The organism is Streptomyces sp. NPDC047706, assembly GCF_043204795.1.
Taxonomy (GTDB): Bacteria; Actinomycetota; Actinomycetes; order Streptomycetales; family Streptomycetaceae; genus Streptomyces.
In genome coordinates this window covers 22,278-45,162 of record NZ_JBIDCW010000027.1, presented here as the reverse complement: position 1 = coordinate 45,162, position 22,885 = coordinate 22,278, and the positions used below count along the sequence as shown (strand labels likewise).

At 71.7% G+C, this 22,885-nt stretch carries 19 protein-coding genes; 7 read left to right on the top strand and 12 right to left on the bottom strand.

Translation table 11 applies throughout. From position 1 onward, the window contains the following. Positions 1 to 175 precede the first annotated feature (175 nt). Positions 176 to 1,303 carry a zinc-dependent metalloprotease gene (locus ACGF8A_RS27620; protein ID WP_393112736.1) on the bottom strand — a complete coding sequence of 376 codons (1,128 nt, stop codon included), beginning with the start codon at positions 1,301 to 1,303 and terminating at the stop codon, positions 176 to 178. A gap of 82 nt (positions 1,304 to 1,385) precedes the next feature. After that, positions 1,386 to 2,963, bottom strand: a complete 1,578-nt coding sequence (dacB, locus tag ACGF8A_RS27615; RefSeq protein WP_393112734.1) for a D-alanyl-D-alanine carboxypeptidase/D-alanyl-D-alanine-endopeptidase — start codon at positions 2,961 to 2,963, stop codon at positions 1,386 to 1,388. A gap of 79 nt (positions 2,964 to 3,042) precedes the next feature. Here dacB and ACGF8A_RS27610 point away from each other — a divergent pair, with 79 nt between their 5' ends. Together ACGF8A_RS27610 and ACGF8A_RS27605 are read left to right on the top strand one after the other, a co-directional pair. Beyond that, positions 3,043 to 3,534, top strand: a complete 492-nt coding sequence (locus ACGF8A_RS27610; protein WP_196460818.1) for an inorganic diphosphatase — start codon at positions 3,043 to 3,045, stop codon at positions 3,532 to 3,534. 109 nt (positions 3,535 to 3,643) lie between these two features. Then, positions 3,644 to 5,314, top strand: a complete 1,671-nt coding sequence (locus ACGF8A_RS27605) for a threonine/serine exporter ThrE family protein (protein ID WP_393112731.1) — start codon at positions 3,644 to 3,646, stop codon at positions 5,312 to 5,314. Positions 5,315 to 5,358: 44 nt separating this feature from the next. Here the strand turns inward: ACGF8A_RS27605 and ACGF8A_RS27600 are convergent, their stop codons facing one another. The 7 genes from ACGF8A_RS27600 to ACGF8A_RS27570 form a co-directional block, all read right to left on the bottom strand. Next, positions 5,359 to 6,288: a DedA family protein gene (locus tag ACGF8A_RS27600; RefSeq protein WP_393112729.1), complete on the bottom strand. Its 930-nt coding sequence runs from the start codon at positions 6,286 to 6,288 to the stop codon at positions 5,359 to 5,361. A 218-nt stretch (positions 6,289 to 6,506) separates the two neighbouring features. Next, on the bottom strand, positions 6,507 to 7,268 hold the full coding sequence (locus ACGF8A_RS27595) for a MerR family transcriptional regulator (protein WP_393112727.1): 762 nt from the start codon (positions 7,266 to 7,268) through the stop codon (positions 6,507 to 6,509). A gap of 74 nt (positions 7,269 to 7,342) precedes the next feature. Continuing rightward, on the bottom strand, positions 7,343 to 8,104 hold the full coding sequence (locus tag ACGF8A_RS27590; protein ID WP_393112725.1) for an ABC transporter permease: 762 nt from the start codon (positions 8,102 to 8,104) through the stop codon (positions 7,343 to 7,345). After that, positions 8,101 to 9,063, bottom strand: a complete 963-nt coding sequence (locus ACGF8A_RS27585) for an ATP-binding cassette domain-containing protein (protein WP_393112723.1) — start codon at positions 9,061 to 9,063, stop codon at positions 8,101 to 8,103. The genes ACGF8A_RS27590 and ACGF8A_RS27585 overlap by 4 nt, the downstream gene beginning before the upstream one ends. Before the next feature lie 108 nt (positions 9,064 to 9,171). Next, on the bottom strand, positions 9,172 to 9,813 hold the full coding sequence (locus ACGF8A_RS27580) for a PadR family transcriptional regulator (RefSeq protein ID WP_393112721.1): 642 nt from the start codon (positions 9,811 to 9,813) through the stop codon (positions 9,172 to 9,174). Positions 9,814 to 9,935: 122 nt separating this feature from the next. Then, complete coding sequence (locus ACGF8A_RS27575; RefSeq protein ID WP_393112719.1) at positions 9,936 to 11,396, bottom strand: aldehyde dehydrogenase family protein; 1,461 nt, start codon at positions 11,394 to 11,396, stop codon at positions 9,936 to 9,938. Positions 11,397 to 11,488: 92 nt separating this feature from the next. Next, positions 11,489 to 12,313: a helix-turn-helix domain-containing protein gene (locus tag ACGF8A_RS27570; RefSeq protein WP_393112844.1), complete on the bottom strand. Its 825-nt coding sequence runs from the start codon at positions 12,311 to 12,313 to the stop codon at positions 11,489 to 11,491. Positions 12,314 to 12,678: 365 nt separating this feature from the next. Here ACGF8A_RS27570 and ACGF8A_RS27565 point away from each other — a divergent pair, with 365 nt between their 5' ends. Beyond that, the gene (locus ACGF8A_RS27565) at positions 12,679 to 13,170 is read left to right on the top strand and encodes an ATP-binding protein (protein ID WP_393112717.1); all 492 of its coding nucleotides are present in this window, start codon (positions 12,679 to 12,681) and stop codon (positions 13,168 to 13,170) included. An 84-nt stretch (positions 13,171 to 13,254) separates the two neighbouring features. On the opposite strand, the gene ACGF8A_RS27560 is transcribed toward ACGF8A_RS27565, so the two are convergent. Beyond that, the gene (locus ACGF8A_RS27560) at positions 13,255 to 13,554 is read right to left on the bottom strand and encodes a DUF397 domain-containing protein (RefSeq protein ID WP_393112715.1); all 300 of its coding nucleotides are present in this window, start codon (positions 13,552 to 13,554) and stop codon (positions 13,255 to 13,257) included. A 959-nt stretch (positions 13,555 to 14,513) separates the two neighbouring features. Between ACGF8A_RS27560 and ACGF8A_RS27555 the strand changes: the two genes are divergently transcribed. Both ACGF8A_RS27555 and ACGF8A_RS27550 read left to right on the top strand, forming a co-directional pair. Beyond that, the gene (locus tag ACGF8A_RS27555; protein WP_393112713.1) at positions 14,514 to 15,044 is read left to right on the top strand and encodes a hypothetical protein; all 531 of its coding nucleotides are present in this window, start codon (positions 14,514 to 14,516) and stop codon (positions 15,042 to 15,044) included. A gap of 90 nt (positions 15,045 to 15,134) precedes the next feature. Next, complete coding sequence (locus ACGF8A_RS27550) at positions 15,135 to 15,662, top strand: DUF4232 domain-containing protein (protein WP_393112711.1); 528 nt, start codon at positions 15,135 to 15,137, stop codon at positions 15,660 to 15,662. A gap of 74 nt (positions 15,663 to 15,736) precedes the next feature. On the opposite strand, the gene ACGF8A_RS27545 is transcribed toward ACGF8A_RS27550, so the two are convergent. Continuing rightward, on the bottom strand, positions 15,737 to 16,951 hold the full coding sequence (locus ACGF8A_RS27545) for a DUF2786 domain-containing protein (RefSeq protein WP_393112709.1): 1,215 nt from the start codon (positions 16,949 to 16,951) through the stop codon (positions 15,737 to 15,739). 73 nt (positions 16,952 to 17,024) lie between these two features. Here ACGF8A_RS27545 and ACGF8A_RS27540 point away from each other — a divergent pair, with 73 nt between their 5' ends. Next, positions 17,025 to 17,789, top strand: coding sequence for a Clp protease N-terminal domain-containing protein (locus ACGF8A_RS27540; protein ID WP_393112707.1), 765 nt, complete (start codon positions 17,025 to 17,027; stop codon positions 17,787 to 17,789). 61 nt (positions 17,790 to 17,850) lie between these two features. Further along, complete coding sequence (locus tag ACGF8A_RS27535) at positions 17,851 to 19,542, top strand: bifunctional 3'-5' exonuclease/DNA polymerase (RefSeq protein WP_393112705.1); 1,692 nt, start codon at positions 17,851 to 17,853, stop codon at positions 19,540 to 19,542. Here the strand turns inward: ACGF8A_RS27535 and ACGF8A_RS27530 are convergent, their stop codons facing one another. Next, positions 19,543 to 22,773, bottom strand: coding sequence for a BTAD domain-containing putative transcriptional regulator (locus ACGF8A_RS27530; RefSeq protein WP_393112703.1), 3,231 nt, complete (start codon positions 22,771 to 22,773; stop codon positions 19,543 to 19,545). Positions 22,774 to 22,885 lie beyond the last annotated feature (112 nt).

The window sequence follows — 22,885 nt, the reverse complement described above, 5'->3', positions numbered from 1 at the left end:
TTTCGGGGGGGGGTGAGCCCGAGCCAGGTCACTCAGAGTGTATAGATGGTGACAGAACCGGGCCGTTCCCCGAGCATTGCACGCCTACCCATGGCTCACGGTCCCTCGGACGGGTGATTGAAGGGGCGTTCGCCTGCCGTCGGCCGGATCCGGTTCACCACGTCTCACCCCAGGTTCATGTGGCACTCCTGCGGTGCACCCGTGTGATCCAGTCCGCCGGTTTGGCGATCTCCGACTTGGTGGGGAGGGTGTTGGGGGAGGTCCAGATCCGGTTGAAGCCGTCCATGCCGGCCTCGTCGACCACCGCTCGTACGAAGCGCTCGCCGTCCCGGTACTGCCTGAGCTTGGCGTCCAGGCCGAGCAGCTTGCGCAGGGCGAGGTCGAGACGGGAGGCGCCCTTGGCGCGCCGCTGCTGGAACTTCTCGCGGATCTCCCCGACGGTCCGTACGACGTCCGGGCCGACTCCGTCCATCACGAAGTCGGCGTGGCCCTCCAGGAGCGACATGACGGCGGTGAGCCGGCCGAGGATCTCCCGCTGGGCGGGGGTCTGCACCAGCTCGACCAGCGATCGGCCGCCGTCGTCCTCCTCGCCCTCCGGGCGGCCCCCGGCGAGCGTCTGGGCGGCTTCGCGGATGCGTTCGAGGACGGTCATGGGGTCCACGTCGGTCTCCGCCAGGAACGACTGGATCTCACCCTGCAGGTGGTCGCGCAGCCACGGCACCGCGGAGAACTGGGTGCGGTGGGTCTCCTCGTGCAGGCACACCCACAGGCGGAAGTCGTGCGGGTCCACGTCGAGTTCACGCTCGACGTGCACGATGTTCGGGGCCACGAGCAGCAGCCTGCCGCCGCCGTTCTCGCCGGCCGGGAGGTCGCGGGTGGCCGGGGCGAAGGTCTCGTACTGGCCGAGGACGCGGGAGGACAGGAAGGACAGCAGCATCCCGAGCTCCACGCCGGTGACCTTGCCGCCGACGGCACCGAGGACGGCGCCGCCCGGGCTGTTGCCGCGCCGCTCCTGCATCTTCCCGAGCAGCGGCTTGAGCAGTTCCCGGAACCCGGCGACGTTGGCCCGGACCCAGCCGGGGCGGTCGACCACGAGGACCGGGGTGTCGTGGGTCTCCTCGGTGCCCATCCGGGTGAAGCCCCGGACGTGCCCCTCCGAGGCCTTGGCGTGCCGGCGAAGCTCCGCGACGACGGCCCGGGCCTCGTCGCGGCTCACTTCTGGGCCCGGCCGCACGAGCCGGGTCGCGGTCGCCACCGCGAGGTTCCAGTCGACCATCCCGGAAGAAGCACCGATGCTCGTCATGCGTCAACGGTACGTGAGCGGCACCACTTCGGGCAGGGCGTGACGGCCCGTGGAGCCGGTGCCCCGGCCCGGGAGCGCCGGCTCAGCGGGTCGTCGTCAGCGCCGACGCGGCCCGGTCCAGGGCGGTCCTGGCGGCCGTCACGTCGTACCCCCCCGACGTCAGGAACGCGAAGCCCAGGACATGCCCGTCCCGGGTGACGGCCGTCCCGGCCAGGGTGTTCACGCCACGGAGGGTGCCGGTCTTGGCGCGGACGATGCCGGCCGCACCGCCGGCGTACCGGTCGGTCAGAGTGCCGGTGAAATGGGCCACCGGCAGTCCGGTGAGGGCGGGGCGCAGCTCGGGGCGGGCCGGGTCGGCGGCCTTCAGCAGCAGGCGGGACAGCAGGTTCGCGGTGAGCCGGCCCTCGCGGTCGAGGCCGCTGCCGTCCTTGAAGCGGGCGCCCTGCAACGGCAGGCCCAGCTTCTTCAGCTGGGCCTGGATAGCGCGTCCGGCGCCGCCGAAGTCGGCACGCTGACCGGTGGCGACGGCGGTGTGCCGGGCGAGGGCCTCGGCGATGTCGTTGTCGCTCTCCGTCATCATCCGCTCGACCAGGGCGGACAGCGGTGGTGACTGGACCTCGGCGAGGGGCTGGGCCCGCCCGGTCGCCTTGGACGGGCCGGGCGCCGTGGTCGTGATGCCGTGCTTCTTCAGGAACTCGGCGAACCGCCCGGTGGCGTGCGCCGCGGGGTCCGGCACCCGCTGCGCCGGCCCGCTGGACGAGTCGTCGACGCGGGCCTCGTCGGCCATCAGGGGGCTGACGGGGGCGAGGTTGGCGTTGACCCCGATGGGGTGAAGTCCGGGCCCGGCGTACAGGGTCTTGTCGTACGACAGCGTCACCTGCCGCACCTTGCGCTCCTTCAGGGCGGCCGCGGTCCTGGCGGCCAGGGTGCGCAGGCTCGCCTGGCCGGCGCTGTCCTCGCGGGCCGTCAGGGTGGGATCGCCGCCGCCGACCAGGACGAGCTCCTTGGTGTCGGGCTCGTAGACGGTGCGGGTGGTCAGGCGATGCTCGGAGCCGAGCGCGGAGAGGGCGGCGACCGCGGTGGCGATCTTCGTCGTGGAGGCGGGCGTGAGCGCCTCGTCGGCGCCGCTGCCGTAGAGCCGCTTGCCGGTGGTCAGGTCGACGACCACGGCGGTACGGCGGTCGCCGAGCGCGGGATCGGCCAGCAGGGGGTCCAGGACGCCCGCGAGCGCCCGGCCGTTCGGCGCCGACCTGACGGCGTTCGTGGCGCCGCCCAGGCCCGTCAGGACCGAGGCCGCGCTGGGCGCGGGCTTCGGCGCGCCCGCCATGCCGGAGCCGCGGCCGTGATCTGCGCCACCCGCTCCGTCCTGGGCGGCGGCCCGGTCCCGCTCCGCCGTACGCTGGCCTGAGGAGTCCCAGGGCCCTGCGACGGTCACCACACCGGCGGCCAGCACCAGGCCCGCGGTGGCGGCGACCGCGGTGTACGGCCACGGATTCGCCCTCGCCGCCCTCCCGACCTGCGGTTTCGTGGCCGGCGCCCCTCGGGTGACCCGGGGCGCTACAGCCGCGCGGGCCCGGGCGAGACGGGGACGTACGGCGTTCGCGACCCGCGCCACATGCGGTCTCGCGGCCTGCCAAGGCCTCAGCTCGGGCACGACCACCAGCCCCTTTCGCGATCACACTCCTGCGTGAGGGACACTTAACCACCAGAACTGTGTGTTGATCATGGAGGAGCCACCGGTGGAGTTCGACGTCACGATCGAGATCCCGAAGGGTTCGCGCAACAAGTACGAGGTGGACCACGAGACCGGTCGGATCCGCCTGGACCGCCGCCTGTTCACGTCGACCAGCTACCCGGCCGACTACGGCTTCGTCGAGAACACCCTCGGCGAGGACGGCGACCCGCTGGACGCCCTGGTCATCCTGGACGAGCCGACGTTCCCCGGCTGCCTCATCCAGTGCCGTGCGATCGGCATGTTCCGGATGACCGACGAGGCCGGCGGTGACGACAAGCTGCTGTGCGTGCCCGCTCACGACCCGCGTGTGGAGCACCTGCGCGACATCCACCACGTGTCCGAGTTCGACCGCCTGGAGATCCAGCACTTCTTCGAGGTGTACAAGGACCTGGAGCCCGGCAAGTCCGTCGAGGGCGCCAACTGGGTCGGCCGGACCGAGGCCGAGGCCGAGATCGAGCGTTCCTACAAGCGCTTCGAGGAACAGGGCGGTCACTGAGTCGGCGCATCCCGGGTAGACGGGCCGCACGCGTGCGTGTGCGGCCCGTCCGCTTGTCCGTGCGCATACTGAGGCCTGTTGAGTGTGTCGTACAGGGAGCGCTGCCAAGGTGACGGAGGCGGAGGACCGCAAGCCGCAGTCGGACGAGGCCAGGGGCACGTTCGACCCGGAAATCACATCCGAGTTCGCGATTCCCCAGGGTCTGGACCTCGCCAGGGCGCCTGCCGAGCCGGAGACGACATCCGAGTTCGCGCTGCCGGACGGGCTCGACGTCCTGTCGCCGCCCGCCGCCGAGCCCGAGGGGTCGGCGTTCAGCCCGCCGAGGACGTACAGCTCGCGCAGCGCGCCGGCCGCGTTCACGCCGGCGAGCGGGATCCCCGTGGTGCGGCTCACCAAGGACGTGCCCTGGCAGGACCGGATGCGCACCATGCTGCGGCTGCCGGTGGCCGAGCGGCCCGCCCCTGAGCCCGTGCAGAAGCACGAGGAGGAGGGCGGCCCGGCCGTTCCGCGCGTCCTCGACCTGACCTTGCGTATCGGTGAGCTGCTGCTGGCCGGTGGCGAGGGCGCCGAGGACGTGGAGGCGGCGATGTTCGCGGTCTGCCGCTCCTACGGCCTGGACCGCTGCGAGCCGACCGTCACCTTCACCCTGCTGTCGATCTCGTACCAGCCGTCGCTCGTCGACGACCCCGTGTCGGCGGCCCGGACGGTGCGCCGGCGGGGTACCGACTACACCCGCCTCGCGGCGGTCTACCAGCTCGTCGACGACCTCAGCGACCCGGAGACGCACCTCTCCCTGGAGGAGGCCTACCGGCGTCTCGCGGAGATCCGGCGCAACCGGCACCCGTATCCCACCTGGGTGCTGACCTCCGCGAGCGGGCTGCTCGCCGGTGCGGCCTCGGTGCTCGTCGGCGGTGACCTGATCGTGTTCGTCGCGGCCGCGCTGGGCGCGATGCTCGGCGACCGGCTGGCCTGGCTGTGCGCGGGGCGCGGACTGCCGGAGTTCTACCAGTTCACGGTGGCCGCGATGCCGCCGGCCGCGATGGGGGTCGCGCTCAACCTGCTGCACGTGGATGTGAAGGCGTCCGCCGTGATCACCGGTGGGCTGTTCGCGCTGCTGCCCGGGCGGGCGCTGGTGGCCGGTGTGCAGGACGGCCTGACCGGCTTCTACATCACCGCGGCGGCGCGCCTGCTGGAGGTCATGTACTTCTTCGTGGGCATCGTCGCCGGTGTGCTCGTGGTGCTGTACTTCGGCGTTCAGCTCGGCGCCCAGTTCGACCCCGAGGCGGCGCTCCACATCGCCGAGCGGCCGCTGGTGCAGATCGCCGCGTCGATGCTGCTGTCGCTGACCTTCGCCGTGCTGTTGCAGCAGGAGCGCTCCACGGTGATAGCGGTGACCCTGAACGGCGGCGTCGCGTGGGTCGTGTACGGCGCGATGCACTACGCCGGGGGAATCTCGCCGGTCGCCTCCACGGCGGCGGCCGCGGGGCTGGTGGGGCTCTTCGGGCAGTTGCTGTCGCGGTACCGGTACGCGTCCGCGCTGCCGTACACGACGGCCGCGATCGGGCCGCTGCTGCCGGGTTCCGCGACGTACTTCGGACTGCTGTCGATCGCGGGGAACGACGTGGATTCCGGGCTGGGGTCGCTGACCAAGGCCGCGGCGCTGGCGATGGCCATCGCGATCGGGGTCAACCTGGGGTCGGAGATCTCGCGGTTGTTCCTGCGGCTGCCGGGCGCTGCCACCGGTGGGCGGCGGGCGGCCAAGCGGACGCGAGGATTCTGACGGCGGCCACGGCGTCGTGCAGTTCCTCGCGCCCCTCGGAATCGTCAGCCCTGCCGGTAGGGGTCGTACGGGTACTGCTGCTGGCCCTGGCCGCCGTACTGCTGCTGCGGGTACTGCTGTTGCGGGTACGGCTGCTGCGGGTACTGCTCGGCGTACGGCTGCTGAGGCTGCTGGTATCCCTGCTGGCCGTATCCCTGCCGGCCGTATCCCTGCTGGCTGTACTGCTCGCCGTAGCCCTGGTCGTCGCGGTGGTCCGGTTCGATGCGGCGGAGCTGCGTCGTGGCGTCGTCCATCACGGGCTGCTGGACCTGCTGCTGGTACTGCGTGGCCTGGGGCTGCTCGGGCGGGTTCTTCTTCTTGTTCGCGCGGGCTCGCCAGAACTCGATGATGATCGGCAGCACCGAGACGAGGACGATCAGGATCAGGATCGCCTCGATGTTCTGCTTGACGAAGCCGATGTTGCCCAGCCAGGCGCCGAGCATCGTCACACCCGCGCCCCACAGGATGCCGCCGAGGACGTTCCAGAGCAGGAACGAGCGGTAGCGCATGCCGCTGACGCCCGCGATGATCGGCGTGAACGTGCGCACGATGGGTACGAAGCGGGCCAGGACCAGGGACTTCGGGCCGTACTTCTCGAAGAAGTCGTGGGCCTTGGTCACGTTCTCCTGCTTGAAGAAGCGGGAGTCGGGGCGGGTGAAGAGCGCCGGGCCGACCTTCTTGCCGAACATGTAACCGGCCTGGTCGCCGAGGATCGCGGCGATGCAGATCAGCACGATGGCCGCCCACAACGGGAAGTCCAGCTGCTTGGACGTGATCAGCAGTCCGGCCGTGAACAGCAGCGAGTCGCCCGGCAGGAAGAAGCCGATGAGCAGGCCCGATTCGGCGAAGACGATGAGGAGCAGGCCCCAGATGCCGAAGCTGTCCAGTAGATAGTTCGGATCCAGCCAGCTCGGTCCGAGGGCAAGCGTCGTCACGGTTCCGGGCTCCTGAGGGGTCGGGAAGTACGGCGTCCAATACGGCCGGACAAAGCTATCAACGGAAAGTGTCCGGTCCCGGTTCCACCGGGGTCCCCCAGGATGCACTGTGGGCGGACTGCGGCAAAGCTGCGGGGTCATGGGCGTCCGCCCGGCGCCGGTCCGGCTCCACGACAGCGGTGGTCCTGGCCCGGGAGCACCGCTCCCGGGCCAGGATCCTAGGACGCCCGACGGGCCGCGTTGGCCTTGATCGCGTCCCGCAGATAGACCGCGAGGCCGGGACGGATCCTGTCGTACGTCGCCGTGAACCGCGGGTCGGAGACGTACATCTCGCCCAGGCAGCCGTGCATCTCGTGGGAGCACTCGTAGTACGACCGCGTGATGAACTGGCGGTGCTCCTCTGCGGTGTCCATGGCCGCCTCGGAGTCGGCCGGGGTGCCGGCGGCCATCAGGCCGGCCATGCGCAGGTGGAGCGCGCCGAACTCCTCGTTGACCCGCTTCCAGTCCTCCTTGGTGTAGGAGGCGGTGCGCTCGCGCGACTGCCGGTAGGCGTCCGTGGTGCCCCAGCGCTCGCGCACCTCGTCCTCGTACTGGTCCGGGTCGTGGTCCCCGAACACCTCGAACTTCTCCTCGGGAGTGAGGTTGATGCCCATCTTGCGTGCCTCCATGGCGTGCTCCACGGCCGCCGCCATCTTCTGCAGCTTCTCGATCCGGGCGGTCAGCAGTTCGTGCTGGCGGCGCAGGTGCGCGCGCGGGTCCGCGGCCGGGTCGTCGAGCAGGGCGGCGACCTCTTCAAGCGGGAAGCCGAGCTCCCGGTAGAACAGGATCTGCTGCAGCCGGTCGAGGTCGGCGTCGCTGTAACGCCGGTGGCCCGCGTGGCTGCGCCCGCTCGGGGAGAGCAGGCCGATCTCGTCGTAGTGGTGCAGGGTGCGCACCGTGACCCCGGCGTACCCGGCGACCTGTCCCACTGAGTAGCTCACTTCCGCTCCTTTCTCGGTACGCCCTCCACGCTGAGCCCTCACGCCACGTTAGGTGCAAGCCGCGACCGGCCGCCTCACCGGCTGAGGCGGCCGAAGCGCCGTACCGCGAGGGGGAAGAAGAGCGCGAGCAGCGCCAAGGGCCAGACGATGGCCGCCCAGAGGTGACCGGGCTCACCGCCGGGGCTGCCGAACAGGTCGCGCACGGCCGTCGCCGTGTGGGACATCGGGTTCCACTGGACGACCGTGCCGAGCCAGCCGGGCATGGCCTCCGGTGTGGCGATCGCGTTGGACAGGAAGCCGATCGGCCATACGAGGATCTGCACGGCCTGCACCAGCTCCGGTTTCCCGGCGACCATCGCCAGGTGGATGCCGATCCACAGCATCGCGAACCGGAACAGCAGCAGCAGCCCGACGCCGCCGAGGAAGGCCACCGGCCCGCCGTGCGCGCGCCAGCCCAGGGCGAGACCCACGCCGATGAGGACGGCGAGGGCGAGCGCCGACTGGAGCATGTCCGCGACCGAACGGCCCACCAGGACCGCTCCGTTGGTCATGGGCATCGACCGGAAGCGGTCGATCACCCCCTTGTTGAGATCCTCGGTGACGGCGATCATCGTGCCCTCCAGGCCGAAGGCCATGGTGAGCGCGAGCATCCCGGGCAGGAGATAGTCGATGTACTCGCCGGTCACGGCCCGCCCGCCGCCGATCAGGTAGCCGAACATCACCAGCAGCATCACCGGGAAGGCGACGTTGACGGCGACCTGGACCGGTTGCCGGGCCCAGTGGGCGAGTTCACGGCGGGTCATGGTCCAGGAGTCGGTGAGGGCGTGCGCGGTCATGCGGCCTCCTTCGTACGGTCGGCGGTCAGGTGCAGGAACGCCTCGTCAAGGGTGGGGCGGCGCAGGGCCACGTCCTCGGCCTCGACGCCGGCCTCCTCCAGCGCACGTACGACCGCGGCGAGCGCCGCCATCCGGTCGGTGACCGGTGCGCTGAGCAGCCGCCGGTCGGCGTCGACGGTGATCTCGTCCTGGGGTACGGGCAGCAGCGCGACGGCGGTGCCCAGCTGTCCCGCGTCGCGCAGGACGACGTCGATCCTGTCGCCTCCGGTCAGCGCCTTCAGCTCGTCCGTCGTGCCCTCGGCGACGACCCGGCCGAGGTCGACGACGGAGATACGGTCGGCCAGTTGACCGGCCTCCTCCAGGTACTGCGTGGTGAGCAGCACCGTCGTACCGCCGCCGGTCAGGGAGCGGACCGACGCCCACACCTCGGCGCGGCCGCGCGGGTCGAGGCCGGTGGTCGGTTCGTCGAGGAACAGCACCTCCGGTTCGGTGATCAGGGACGCGGCGAGGTCCAGGCGGCGCCGCATGCCGCCGCTGTACTGCTTGACCGCCTTGCGGGCGGTGTCCGCGAGACCGAAGCGCTCCAGGAGTTCACCGGCCCGCACGCGCGCGTGCCGGGCGCCGAGGTGGTAGAGGCGGCCGAACATCTCCAGGTTCTGGAAGCCGCTCAGTTCCTCGTCCACGGCCGCGTGCTGGCCGAGCAGACCGATGCGCACCCGCACCTCGTACGCCTCCCGCACCACGTCGTGGCCGGCCACCTCGACCCGGCCCGCGTCCGGGCGCAGCAGTGTGGACAGGATGCGGACCAGGGTGGTCTTGCCGGCGCCGTTCGGCCCGAGCACTCCGTGCACCGTGCCGCGCGCGACCGTGAGGTCGAGCCCGTCCAGTGCGTGTTTGACGTCTTTTCCGCTGCGGTACTTCTTGCGCGCTCCTACGACGGTGATCGCCGTGTCGGCCACTGAGCCACTCCTTCGCCGGTCGAGATCACTAGTCAAGCTTGACTACCGAACGACCATAATCCCCACCCCACGGGTTGGTCAAACTTGATTAGTGTGCGGCGGACGCGGTCACCGGAGATCGTCCGGATGCCGCTCCCGCGTCGCGTACGGGTTCTCCTCGCCTTCGGCGAGCACACCCACGAACGGCTCACCCTCGCCCGCGAAGGTGTAGGCGCCGCCCTCGATACGGCCGATCACGCCCCTGACCCACTCGGCCTCGGCGTCGGCCGTGTGGATCCAGAGGTTCATGATCTCGCCGATGTGGCCCAGCTGCCCGGGTCCCTCCTCGGGCACGTAGTGGTCGGTGACGGCGTCGCGCCACTCCTCGATGCGCCGGATGCGCTCCTTCAGCAGCGCGACCGCCTCCGCCCTCGGCAGGTCGACCATGAAGCCGATGGCCGCCGACTTGACGTCGACCTTCTGGTCGTAGGAGGTCAGCGCGTCGCGCAGGAGGGTGAAGTACTCCTCGTCGCCCGCCGCAGTGATCTCGTACTCGGTGCGCGGCGGGCCCCCCGCGGTGGAGGGGGCGATCTCGTGCGCGTGCAGCAGGCCCTGCTTGGCCATCTGCTTCAGCGCGTGGTAGATCGAGCCCGGTTTCGCGTTGGACCACTCGTGGGCGCCCCAGTACTCCAGGTCGTTGCGCACCTGGTACCCGTGGGCCCGCCCGTGCTGGCGGACGGCACCCAGCACCAGGAGACGGATCGCTGACATGCCGTCCAGGTTAGGCCGCGCGCCGGGCCGCCCGGGGGCCGGACCCGGACGGCCGGCTCACGACTCGGTCACGCGGCGCGCGGCCGGCGCCTCCTCCCCGGGACTCCACCCCGGCGGGACCCTCAGAACGGGAACGTGCTCCGCCCGTGCTGCACCGAGATCCACTTGAGCGTCGTGAACGCGTCCAGGGTGGTCTCTCCGTTCAGGCGGCCGAGCCCGGAGTCCTTCTCGCCGCCGAACGGCACCAGCGGTTCGTCGTGCACGGTGCCGTCGTTGACGTGGAACATCCCGCTGTCGATGCGCTGGGCGAAGCGGACGCCGCGCTCGACGTCGGCGGTGTGCACGGCGCCGCTCAGGCCGAACGGGCTGTCGTTGACGAGGCGCACGGCCTCCTCCTCGCCCTCGAAGGGGACGAGGAGCGCGACCGGGCCGAAGATCTCCTGCCGGAGCAGCCCCGAGTCCGCCGGCACGTCCGTGAGGACCGACGGCTCGACCAGGTTGCCGCGCGTGGAGCCGCGCAGCAGTGCCGTGGCGCCCTCGGCGACCGCCTGGTCGACGACGGACGTGATCGCCTCGGACTGCGAGGAGTTGATCAGCGGGCCGATGACCGTCTCCGGGTCGCCCGGGTCGCCGGCCTTCAGGCCGCGCACCTTGGCGACGAACTTCTCGGTGAACGCGCCGGCGACCGAGCGGTCCACCAGGATGCGGTTGGCGGCCATGCAGACCTGGCCCTGATGGACGTAGCGACTGAAGACGGCCGCGTCGACGGCGTAGTCGAGGTCGGCGTCGTCGAGGACCACCAGTGCGCTGTTGCCGCCGAGTTCGAGGATCGCGCGCTTGAAGTGCCGGGCGCAGACGGTGGCGACGTGCCGGCCGACCTTGTCGGAGCCGGTGAAGGAGATGACCTTGGGGACCGGGTGCTCCAGGAAGGCGTCGTTGATCTCCGCTATGTCGGTGACGACGACGTTGAGCACCCCGGCGGGCAGGCCCGCGTCCTCGAAGAGCCGGGCGATGACCGTGCCGCCCACGACGGGGGTGTCCTGATGGGGCTTGAGGACCACGGCGTTGCCCAGAGCGAGGGCCGGCGCGACCGACTTCAGCGACAGCAGGAACGGGAAGTTGAACGGGCTGATCACACCGACGACGCCGACCGGGACGCGGTAGAGGCGGTTCTCCTTGCCGGGGTCCGGGGAGGGGATCAGGCGGTGCTCGGTGCGGGTCGTGAGGCTCACGGCCTCGCGCAGGAACTCCTTGGCGAGGTGCAGTTCGAAGCCGGCCTTCACGCGCGTGCCGCCCAGCTCGGCGATGATCGCCTCGGTGAGCTCCAGCTCGCGCTCCTCCACCAGCCGCAGCACCTTCTCCAGGACGGCGCGGCGGGCGTGGGGCCCCGCCCCGGCCCAGTCCCGCTGGGCGCGGGCGGCGGCCCGGTAGGCCTGATCTATCTCGCCGGCCGTGGCTATGGTGATCGCGGCCAGCTTCTCACCGTCGTACGGGTTGAAGTCGATGATGTCCCAGGAACCGCTGCCCGGACGCCACTCGCCGTCGATGTACTGCTGAGCCAGGTCGGTGAAGTAGGACGACATGTGACTCCTCAATCCCTGCCGGTGAAGCAGTGCCTGATCACACGTCATCGTACTTGTGTTGCAACAGAGTTGGAGTAACTCTCCGGGAACCTTCAGGACAGCTGGAGCAGCCCCCGCAGCAGGTCCCGGCTCTCGTCCGGACCCGGGCTGTCGCGCTGGAGCTCCGTCAGCGCGTTCTCGTACTGGGCGACGTCCTCCGCCTTGTCCAGGTAGAGCGCGCTGGTGAGCTGCTCCAGGTACACCACGTCCGACAGGTCGGACTCCGGGAAGCTGAGGACGGTGAAGGCGCCGGACTCGCCGGAGTGCCCGCCGAAGCTGAACGGCATGATCTGCAGCCGTACGTTGGGCCGCTCGGAGAACTCGATCAGGTGCTGCAGCTGGCCGCGCATCACCTCGCGGTCGCCGTAGGGGCGTCGCAGCGCCGCCTCGTCGAGGACGATGTGGAAGTCGGGGGCGTTCTCGGCGACGAGGTGCTTCTGTCGCTCCAGGCGCAGCGCGACGCGCTTTTCCACGTCTGCCTCACTCGCGCCCTTCATGCCACGCCGGACGACGGCACGGGCGTAGGCCTCCGTCTGGAGCAGGCCGTGCACGAACTGCACCTCGTACGCGCGGATCAGCGACGCCGCGCCCTCCAGGCCCACGTATGTCGGGAACCAGTTCGGCAGGACGTCCGAGTAACTGTGCCACCAGCCCGCGACATTGGCCTCCCGGGCCAGGGACACCAGCGACGTACGCTCCGTCTCGTCCACGATTCCGTACAGCGTCAGCAGGTCCTCGACGTCCCTCGTCTTGAAGCTCACCCGGCCCAGCTCCATCCGGCTGATCTTCGACTCGGAGGCACGGATGTGATATCCCGCCGCCTCGCGCGTGATGCCCCGAGCCTCTCGCAGTCTCCTGAGTTGCGAGCCGAGCAGCATGCGCCGCACCACCGATCCGGGCTCTCCCGCGCTCACGTTCCAGCCTCCCCAACCGTCTTTCCGGGCCCGCAGTCTGCCACTAAAACACTCCGAGCTGTACTCGTCCGGTTACACAGATGGAAAGAAGCCAAAGATGCCGGATCCCTTGAGGAAGTCCAGGGCAAGGAGGAGGCAAGCAGGCGACGTGAAGATGGCGGAAAAAATGGCCAACAAGTGGTACGGGAGGGTCCAATTCGGTCGCGTGCACGTGCATCTGCCCTTGCATCTGCTGTACGCATCCGAAACCATGGTCCCGCGCCACCGCTGCATCGCAACGACCGCGAACTCCCGGGGGAGTGCCTCGCATGGGGACGAATGGATCGACCATGCTCGAGCCTTTACGGCAGGGCCTTCCGCCGCTGGATCCCACCGCCGTGTCCAACGCCGCCTCCTGTGCCCTGCCCGCCCGCTACGAAGCGGTCCGCGAGGCACGGCAGTTCACCCGCAGAACACTCGACCAGTGGGATGTGGGACACCGCTTCGACGACGTCTGCCTGGTGGTCTCCGAACTCGTCACCAACGCCCTGCGCCACGGTCTGCCGTCCGTCGCCCCGCGCCCGGCTGCCAGGAACGGTGACCACGAACCGCCGCAGGTGCGCCTGCACCTGATGCGCTGGACCGAGCGACTGGTGTGCGCCGTGCGCGACCCCAGCAACGACAGCCCGGTCGCGCGCGAGACCGACGACTTCTCGGCGGAGTCCGGCCGTGGGCTGTTCCTCGTCGACTCGTTCTGCGACAGCTGGGGCTGGCACCCGCTGGCCGGCACGCTGAGCGGCAAGGTCGTCTGGGCGATGTTCCGCCTCCAGACCGACGGCTGAGGAACCCCGGCACCTCTTGGCGGCGGGGTTCTACGCGCGTCACCGCGCGTCACCCGTCACTCACGACACGCCGTCACCGGCACCTCAGCCCGCGACCAGGTGGTCGAACTCGCCGTCCTTCACGCCCAGGAGCATCGCCTCGATCTCCGCGCGTGTGTAGACGAGGGCGGGTCCGTCGGGGAAGTTCGAGTTGCGCACCGCCACCCTCCCGCCCGGCAGCGGCGCGAACTCCACGCAGGAGCCCTGCGAATTGCTGTGCCGGCTCTTCTGCCAGGCCGCCCCGCGCAGCTTCGCGGCGGCCATGCCGTTGTACACGCCGGACGCACCGGCGCCGTGGTGCACGTCACCGTCGTACACGTCACCGTCGTACACGTCGTGATCCACAGGTCGCTCCCCGGTGGTGCACTGGCTGGTATGGCCATGGATGCAGTGGTCAACTGAGGCGGATCATAACCTTGTTCATGTGCAGTTGCATGGGCAGATGCACGTGCACGGGGGGTGTTCCTGCGGTTACAGCTTTGACGACCGCTCCGCCGAAGCCGTTCCAGCGCCTGCCCCGGGACGCGCGTTGCATGCGATCGCCGGCCCCGTCCACGGTCTTCCGTGCCATCGACTGCGCCGGATCGTGTCCGGATCGAATCCTTCGTGCACTAGGAACAGACGCGTTCCGCGCCCTTCCTGTTCCAGCGTCCACATGATGGCCCGGTCCGCAGCGCCGGCGTCCGCCTGGAGGTCGGCCCCGGTACCGGACGGCCTGCGCCGGGCGGCGGGATGCCCATGTCGGTTCATCGTCGGGCATGCGGTCGGGCAGATCACCGGGACCTGCCGGCCGCTCGCGCCGGAACCGCTCGTGCCGGCGGGGTTACGGGCTGGTGGCTTGCTGCGATCGTCAGGATGTGGGGCCGTAAGGACGTGCGACTTTGTGGCGATAGGGCTATGTGGCAGTCGGTCCATGCGTCCGTCGGTCCATGCGTAAGTCGGTCCATGCGTCCGTCGGTCCATGCGTAAGTCGGTCATTGTGACAGTCGGTCTTTGCGGCGATATGGCTTGAAGGAAGTACGGCTGTGCGGTCGTAGGGCGATGTGGTCGTGCGGTCCTCGGACTGTGTGGTCGTCGGGATGTGTGGATGTACGGCTGTAAGGCCATGTGGTCGTACTGCCGTGTTGTTGTCCGCCTGTGCTGTTGTCCGGCTGTGTGGCTGTGCTGTCATCCGGCAGTACGGCAAGTACGGCCAAGTACGGCCAAGTACGGCTGTCACGGGAGTACCGCCGTGCGACTGTCCGCCGGACGGCTGCGCGGCTCGTGCGGCCGATCGGCTACCGGCTCACCTCTGGGGGCATGCAGTGACTTCCGCGAAGACTTCGGCGGGCTACGCGCAGGGTGCGGTGCGCGGGCGGGTGCGGATGGCGGCCGCGGCCGCGGTCGTGGTGGGAGCGGTCGCGCTGACCGCCTGCAGTGGGGGCGGCGGCTCGGACTCGGATCCGGGGGGTTCGACGCCGAGCCCCGGTACGTCGTCGGCGGGTAGCGGCGGGGGCGGGGCTTCACCGACCGCGGCTGCCGGGGAGCTGGAGGGCAGCTGGCTCGCCACCAGCGAGGGTCAGGCGGTGGCGCTGGTGGTCACGGGCGAGTCCGCCGGGCTGTTCGCCACCGGCGGCGTCGTCTGCAGTGGTCGCGTGGGCGAGGCATCGGGAACGCGGACGATCCAGCTCACCTGTTCGAACGGCGAGGACGAGCGCGGCACCGGCACGGTCGACTCCGTCAGCGCCGGGAGCCTGAAGGTGACGTGGGACGGCGGCCTCGGCCAGGAGACGTACACCAAGGCCGAGGGCGGGAAGCTGCCGCCGGGGCTGCCCACCCCGGGGCTGGGCTCGTGAGGTGACGCCGATGGGACGGGCCGGGTGACCGCACGGCGCCCGCGTACGTGATGATCCAGGGGAATCGTCACGAACCCAGGGGACCCATCCATGCGCGCCACATCGCTCACCGTCGGCTCCGCCGCCTTCGCCGCCGCCCTGCTGCTGACCGCCTGCGGGGGCGGTGGCAGCGGCGAAGGCGAGGACGGCGGCCAGGACACCTCCGCCTGTGTGCTCGACGAGGTCGGCGTGGAGGTCGGCCCCGCCAATGCCGCGCCCGTCGCCGGGGACACCGGCAACATTCCCGTCACCGTCACCAACCAGGGCGCCGAGTGCACCCTGGACGGATTCCCCACGGTCGGGCTCCAGTCCGACGCCGGCTCCGTCACCGTGCCGGCGCAAGAGGCGGCCCGGGCGCAGAAGCTGACGCTCGCCGAGGGCACGGCGGCGACGTTCACGATCACGTACGTACGGGGCGAGACGGGCGGCGCCGGCGGCCTCGACGTCACGAGGCTGAAGATCGGCCTGCCGGGCGCTCCGCAGACGCGGGGCTTCGCGTGGTCGTACGGTCCTGTCGCGCTCGTCGAAGGGGAAGCGCCGGAGGCCTCGGTGGGGGCGTTCCAGCAGGCGGGCGACTGAGGGCGGTCCGGCCGCGCGTGGGTCAGTCGAGCCGGCGGCGCGATCTGACCTCCGCCCGGTCGGCCGCGCGTGGGTCAGTCGAGCCGGCGGCGCGATCTGACCTCCGCCCGGTCGGCCGCGCGTGATCCCTCCGTCCAGCCCGCCGCGTCGGTCACTGCGCGCAGTCGCGTCGTGGTCGTCTCCGGGAACATCGTTTCGGTGCGCTCGGTGACCGCCGCCTCGCGGGAGGCCAGGACCGGGAGCAGGCCACCGTCCGACCGGGCTGCGGCGCCGGCCTGCCCCGCGGTCCCTCCGGCAGCTTCCTCGGCCGCCTGTCCGGCGGCCTCCTCGGCGGCCGAGGCGAGACGGATCCCGATGCGGTGGGCGTAGGCGGCGAGGAAGGACTGCCGGAAGGTCTTCGTGCGCCTGCGGCCGCCCGCGCGTTGCGCGGCCTCGGCCTTGGTCATCGCGGTCGTGGCCTGCACCAGGAGCGAGGTGTAGAGGAGTTCGGCCACCTCCAGGTCCGGTTCGAAGCCCACGACGGTGGAGAAGCCGAGGGGTTCGTTCCACACCGCCCGGCAGTGGTTGGCGGTGGCGACCGCGTCCAGCAGCACCGCCTTGGCCTGCTCGTAGGGCTGGTCGACGCCGATCCGCCAGGCCGTCGGCCCGGCCGCGTCCTGCGCCTGGCCAGCGAGGAGCGCCTCGTCGATGCTGTGCCGCGCCATCAGCTCCTGCGCCTTGGCACTGAGGGCCTCCGCCTCGTCGGGGAACTCGGTGGCCTCGGCCTTGGCGAGAAGGGCGCGGATGCGGGTCAGCATGCGGGACTCGGACGACTGCGGCGTGGTCGTGGTCGTGCGCCCGGCTCGCGTCTCCCCCTGAGTCTGCGGCTCGTCCAGGTCCTCGAGGGTGGGGAGGCGGAGCAGGAGGCGGTACAGCTCCAGGAGGGCGGTGGCGTGCGTGAAGCGGTCGGGACGGGCCGGGGCGGTGGGAGCGTCCTCGGTCAGCTGGGCCAGCTGCGCCGCCCAGCGGGGGCCGCGCGGGCGGTCGTGCGGTGCCTGTTCGAGGATCAGCGCGGCTGCAAGGCGTTCGTGTACGTCCTCCAGTTCGCGGCGGACGGTCCGTACGACGTCGGCGGGCTGCCAGCCACGGCGCCAGGCGCCGGCGACGAACTCGACGCCCCGCCGGGTGACTTCCCCGTCCGCCGCCGGGTCGGCCGCGAGCAGGGACGCGCCCGTGTCGAGGGCGGCGTGGTCGTCGGCGGAGGCGTAGAGGGCGGCCCGGAAGGCGCGGTCGACGGTGCTGGTGTCCACGGGGGGATCGTGTCATGCGGATGCTCGTCAACTCTGGGTTGACGCCTCCTCACTGTCAACTTACGGTTGACATATGACGAAGAACCCCGACTTCACGTCATCCATCCGCCTCGGCGACCTCGTCGCGGCCATCAGGAAGGTGCACGACGAACCCCTCGATCAGCTCCAGGACGCGATGCTCGCGGCGGAGCACCTGGGCGACGTCGCCGACCACCTGATCGGCCACTTCGTGGACCAGGCCCGGCGTTCCGGCGCGTCCTGGACGGACATCGGCAGGAGCATGGGGGTCACCCGGCAGGCCGCGCAGAAGCGGTTCGTGCCGAAGGAGTCCCTGGACCTGGACCTGAGCCAGGGCTTCAGCCGCTACACCCCCCGCGCGCGGAAGGTGGTCGTGGCCTCGCACGAAGCGGCCAAGGCGGCACGCCACCGCGAGGGCCTGCCCGCGCACCTCGTCCTGGGCCTGCTCACCGAGCCGGAAGGGCTGGCCGCGCGGGCCGTCACGGCACAGGGCGTCAGCCTGGACGCGGTCCGCGAGGCGGCGAACGCCGCGCTGCCGCCGGCCGCGGAGCAGGGCCCGGAACTCGTCCCGTACGCCTCGGACTCCAAGAAGGTCCTGGAACTCACCTTCCGCGAGGCCCTCCGCCTCGGTCACGACTACGTCGGCACCGAGCACCTCCTGCTGGCCCTCCTGGAGTTCGAGAACGGCGAAGGCCCGCTCTCCGGTCTCCACATCACCAAGGAAGGGGTGGAGCGGTACGTCACGGAGGCACTGGAGCAGGTGGTGCGGGGGCGCGAGGAGCGGGAGGGGGGCGCGGAGAAGGCCGCCGGGGGAAGCTGAGGGGCCGGGCCCCGCAGGGAGAGTCCCCCCGTTGTCAGACCCTGCTGCGACACTCGCAAGCATGGCCGATCGGTGGGCGCTCGCTCCGGCCGAGGACGGTGGCGTGGACGTCGCCCCCCTCGGTCCGGCAGGGCTGCCCGCGGGGCCGGTGCGGCGGGAGGGGGACCTGTCGGAGGCGGTGCGCAGCCGGCCGTACGTCACACGGTGGGTGTGGCGGTCCACCGCCGAGGTCTACCCGCGACTGCTCGCCACGGGGGTGCGGGTGGAGCGGTGCTACGACATCGAGGACGCCGAGACCCTCCTCCTGGGCCACGAGGGGCGGTACGGCGAACCTCGCTCGGCCGCCGCCGCCCTCGCCCGGCTGCGCGGCGGCGCCGTACCGCCCGACCCCCCGGCCCGCGCGGCCGAGCCGGGCGCGCAGTCGCCGCTCTTCGAGCCCCAGGGCACGCACGTCCCCCTCGACGACCTGCTCGCCGTGTACGCCGAGCAGCAGCGGCGGCACGACCGGGCCGCGCACCCCGACCGGATGCGGCTGCTGACGGCCGCCGAGTCGGCGGGGATGCTGGTGGCGGCCGAGATGAACGGCACGGGGGTGCCGTGGAGCGCCGAGGTGCACCGCGAGGTGCTGCACGAACTGCTCGGCGAGCGGTACGCCGGCGGTGGCGAGCCGCGCCGCCTGGCCGAGCTGGCCGACGAGGTGTCCGCGGCGTTCGGGCGCCGGGTGCGGCCCGATCTGCCCGCCGACGTCATCAAGGCCTTCGCGCAGGCCGGGATCAAGGTGAGCTCCACGCGGCGCTGGGAGATCGAGTCCCTCGACCATCCGGCGGTCAAGCCGCTGGTGGAGTACAAGAAGCTGTACCGCATCTGGGTCGCCCACGGCTGGTCCTGGCTCCAGGACTGGGTGCGCGACGGGCGGTTCCGGCCGGAGTTCCTGGCGGGCGGCACGGTCACCGGCCGCTGGGTGACCAACGGCGGGGGCGCCCTCCAGATCCCCAAGGTCATCCGGCGTGCCGTGGTCGCCGACCCCGGCTGGCGGCTGGTCGTCGCCGACGCCGACCAGATGGAGCCACGCGTGCTGGCGGCGATCTCCCGCGACCCAGGTCTCATGGAGGTGGCAGGCCGCGAGACCGACCTCTACCAGTCCGTCTCCGACCGCGCCTTCTCCGGCGACCGCGCCCAGGCCAAGCTCGCCGTGCTGGGCGCGGTCTACGGCCAGACCTCCGGAGACGGCCTGAAGAACCTCGCCGCCCTCAGACGCCGCTTCCCCAAGGCCGTGGCGTACGTCGACGACGCGGCCCGCGCGGGCGAGGAGGGGCGGCTGGTCCGGACGTTCCTCGGCCGGACCAGCCCACCGGCCGCCGGGGCGGGCGAGGACGCGGCGGAGGAGGCGGGCATCCCGCTCGCCACGGCGGGGGACGAGTCCGGTGCCCAGCAGTGGGTGCCCGGTCACGCCTCCACCGACGCCCGCGCCCGTGGCCGCTTCGCCCGCAACTTCGTGGTCCAGGGCAGCGCGGCCGACTGGACACTGCTGCTGCTCGCCGCGCTGCGCCGCGCCTGCGCGGACATGGCGGCCGAGCTGGTCTTCTTCCAGCACGACGAGGTGATCGTGCACTGTCCCCAGGGTGAGACCGAGGCGGTCGTGGCGGCGATCCGGGAGGCGGGGGCGCTGGCGGCCCGGCTGACGTTCGGGGAGACGCCGGTGCGGTTTCCGTTCTCGACGGCGGTGGTGGAGTGCTATGCCGACGCGAAGTGATCAGGGGGCGCCCGAGAGCAGGGACCTGAGTTCCGTGACGACCGCCCGCTCGTCCGTGCCGTCCAGGTCGGCGAGGGCGGTGCGCCACGCCTCGCGTGCCTCGTCCTCGCGCCCCTGCTCGCGCAGCAGCAGACCGTGCTGGTGCCGGCCGAGTCCCCCGGTGTACCGGTCGGAGCGGGCTTCGGCGCGGCGCAGCAGTTCCCCGCACTCGCGCTCGGCGCGGGCGGAGCTGCCCAGCCGGTGCAGCGCGCGGACCAGGCCGAGCCGGGTCCGGGACTCGCCGTGCCAGTCGCCGTGGCCGCCGAGGATGCGCAGGCTCTCCTCGAAGTGCTCGGCGGCGGCGGCCGGTTCCCCGAGGGTGAGGTGGGCGTAGCCGATGTTGCAGTGCGCGGAGTGCTGCACGATCACGGCGCCGATCCCGACGCCGAGGGCGAGCGAGCGGCGGTGGTGCTCGATGGCGGCGCGAGGATCGGTGTGCTCGTACAGGTTGCCGAGATGGCTGTACGTCACGGCCTCGCCGTACGGATCGTTCAGCCGGCGCGAGTACCCGAGGCTCCGGCGCAGCGCGTCCTCCGACTCGGCGTACTGACCCAGCCCTTCGAGCAGCAGCCCGCGGTTGTTGAGGCAGCGGCGCATCCAGGAGACGGCCCCGAGCCGTCGCCAGATCGCCAGCGCCTCGTCGTTGAGCCCGAGTGCCTCGTTCTGCCGGCCGGTGAGGAAGTGCATCCCGGCGAGATCGACCAGCGCCGTCGCCTCCGCCGCCGCGTCCCCCAGCCGCCGAGCCAGCTTCAGCGCGGCCCGCCCGAGCAACTCCATCTCGGGGATACGGCCGCTGCGGTGGAGACAGGGGGCGAGCCGCCGGAGGAGGGTGGACAGGTAGGCGGCACGGCGCTCACAGGCGCCGTCTGCGTAGGCCTCGACCAGCGCGACGATGTTGCACAGCTCGCTGCGGGCCCAGGCGAACGCCGCCTCGGCTCCCTCGAAGGGGGCGACGGTCGCCACGCAGGCCGCATGCCCGGGGGGCTGCGCGGCGGTCGGACGACGGCGGTCGTCCTGGTCGAGCCCTGGTTCGACGATGGCGGTGAGGGTGCGCTCGGCGGTCGCGGCGTACCAGCGCAGAGCGGTGTCCACCAGGTCGTCGAGATCTTCGAGGTCTTCGAGGTCGTCGAGATCTTCGAGGTCTTCGAGGTCGTCGAGGTCGTCGAGATCTTCGAGGTCTTCGAGGTCTTCGAGGTCTTCGTGGTCTTCGTGGTCTTCGTGGTCTTCGTGGTCTTCGTGGTCTTCGTGGTCTTCGTGGTCTTCGTGGTCGATGCGCTCGACGAGGGGGTGGGGGCTCCCCTCGCCGTCGTCGCCACCGCTGCCGTCTCCCCCGTGACGCGCCCCTGCCGACGCGAGCTCGCGGGCGAAATCGCGGACCAGGTCGTGGGGTGCGTAGCGGGCGTACGCCGTCTCCTCCAGAAGGGCCACGTCGACCAGCCGGTCCAGCGCGGCCCCGGCGCGGCGCTCGCCGGTGCCGGTGAGGCGGGCGATCAGGGGAGCGCCGTACGACGGCAGATCGAGCGCGCCGACGCGGCGCAGCGCCAGGGCGGCGTCCCGGTCGGCCTCGCGGTCGGACGCGGCGAGCGCGTCGTGGGCGACGGCCAGGGAGCGCCGTACGCTCAGGTCGTCGTACTCCAGATGATGCAACCTGCCCTCGGTGGCGGACAGTTGATGCGCGAGTACGTCCGGTGTGAGTGCCCGGCGAGCGGCGAGCCGGGCGGCGACGACCCGCAGGGCGAGCGGTAGCCGGCCGGTGAGCTCGACGAGCGGGTGAGCGGCGTCGAGCCCGTCCCGTCCCGACACCGCGCGCAGCAGCGCCGCGCTCTCCGTGCCGCTCAGCGGCGTCAGCGGGAAACGCCGGGCGCCGTCGAGGGCGGTCAGCGGCGAACGGCTGGTGACGATGACCGCGCATCCGGCGCCGGCCGGCAGCAGCGGGCGCACCTGCGCGGCGCTCGCGGCGTCGTCCAGCACCAGCAGCGTGCGCGTCGGCGCGAGCAGCGAGCGCAGCAACGCGGCGGCGGCATCGGGGTGTTCGGGGACGCGGCGGGGCTCGACGCCGAGATCGCGCAGGAGCGCGGTGAGCGCGTGGCCGGAGCTGAGGGGGGTCATGCCGGGGGTGGCGCCGTGCAGATTGACGTACAGCTGACCATCGGAGAAACGTTCCGCCAGCGTATGCGCGGCGTGCAGCGCGAGTGCGCTCTTGCCTACGCCGGCCATGCCGCTGACGACGGCGAGAGCGGCGGGCCGGGTGAGGGTCCGGAGCAGGGTGTCGCGCACGGCGGAGCGGCCGGTGAAGTGTGCCGGTGGTGGCGGGAGTTGGGACGGCCGGAGTCCGGCCGTGTCCGGGCTGCCCGCCTCCGGCCCGCCCGCTTCCTGGCGGCACGACGCCGGCCCGCACACTTCCGGGCTGCCCGCCTCCGGGCCGCACGCCTCCGCCCGCGCCGCACCTGCGCCGGACACCGCAGCGCCGCCGGAGTCGTTCCGCCCCGCCCCTCCCCCCTCTTCCGGAAGGCCCCGCAACACCTCCACATGGGCCGCGCGCACCCCCTCCCCCGGCTCGACCCCCAGCTCCTCCACGAGCCGCAAGCGCAGATCGCGATGGACGGCGAGGGCCTCGGCGCGGCGGCCGGTGCGGTGCAGGGCGAGCATGAGCTGACGGTGGCAGGCCTCGCGGAGCGGATGCTCGGCGGCGAGTTCCGCCAGTTCCGGGACGAGCCCGGCCAGCCGGTCCCGCCCGGACGCCCCCCGTGCCGCCAGGGCGAGTTCGGCGTCGTACCGCCACTCCAGTGCCAGCAGCCGCGCCTCGACCAGCCGTTGCACGAACGCGTACCCGCCCACCTCGGCCGGCAGCCCGCTCAGGGGCGCACCCCGCCACAAGGCGAGCGCCCGCACGCACTCGCGCACCGTCCGCTCCCATTCCCGCCCCGCGTGCGCGGCGCGCGCCGCGGCGACGTGCGCCTCGAAGACATGGACGTCCAGCTCACCCTGCTCGACCCGCAGCAGATAGCCAGGCGGCACGGCGCGCAGCCGCCCGGGATGGTCGAGCATCCGGCGCAGCCGGGCGACGTGGTTGTGCAGGGAGGCGTGCGCGGAGGCAGGCGGGGCGCCGCCCCACAAGGTGTCCTTCAGCGTCGGGACGGGCACCACGCGACCGGCCTCGAGCAGCAACGCGGCGAGGAGGACACGCGCCATGGGACTGCTGACGTCCCGCATCGCAGGACGGGGCCGCGTGTCCCCCACTCCCCTGGCGGCAGTCGCCCTTGTGCGGCTACCCGCACCCGCACCGCCGCTCGTCCCCGCACAC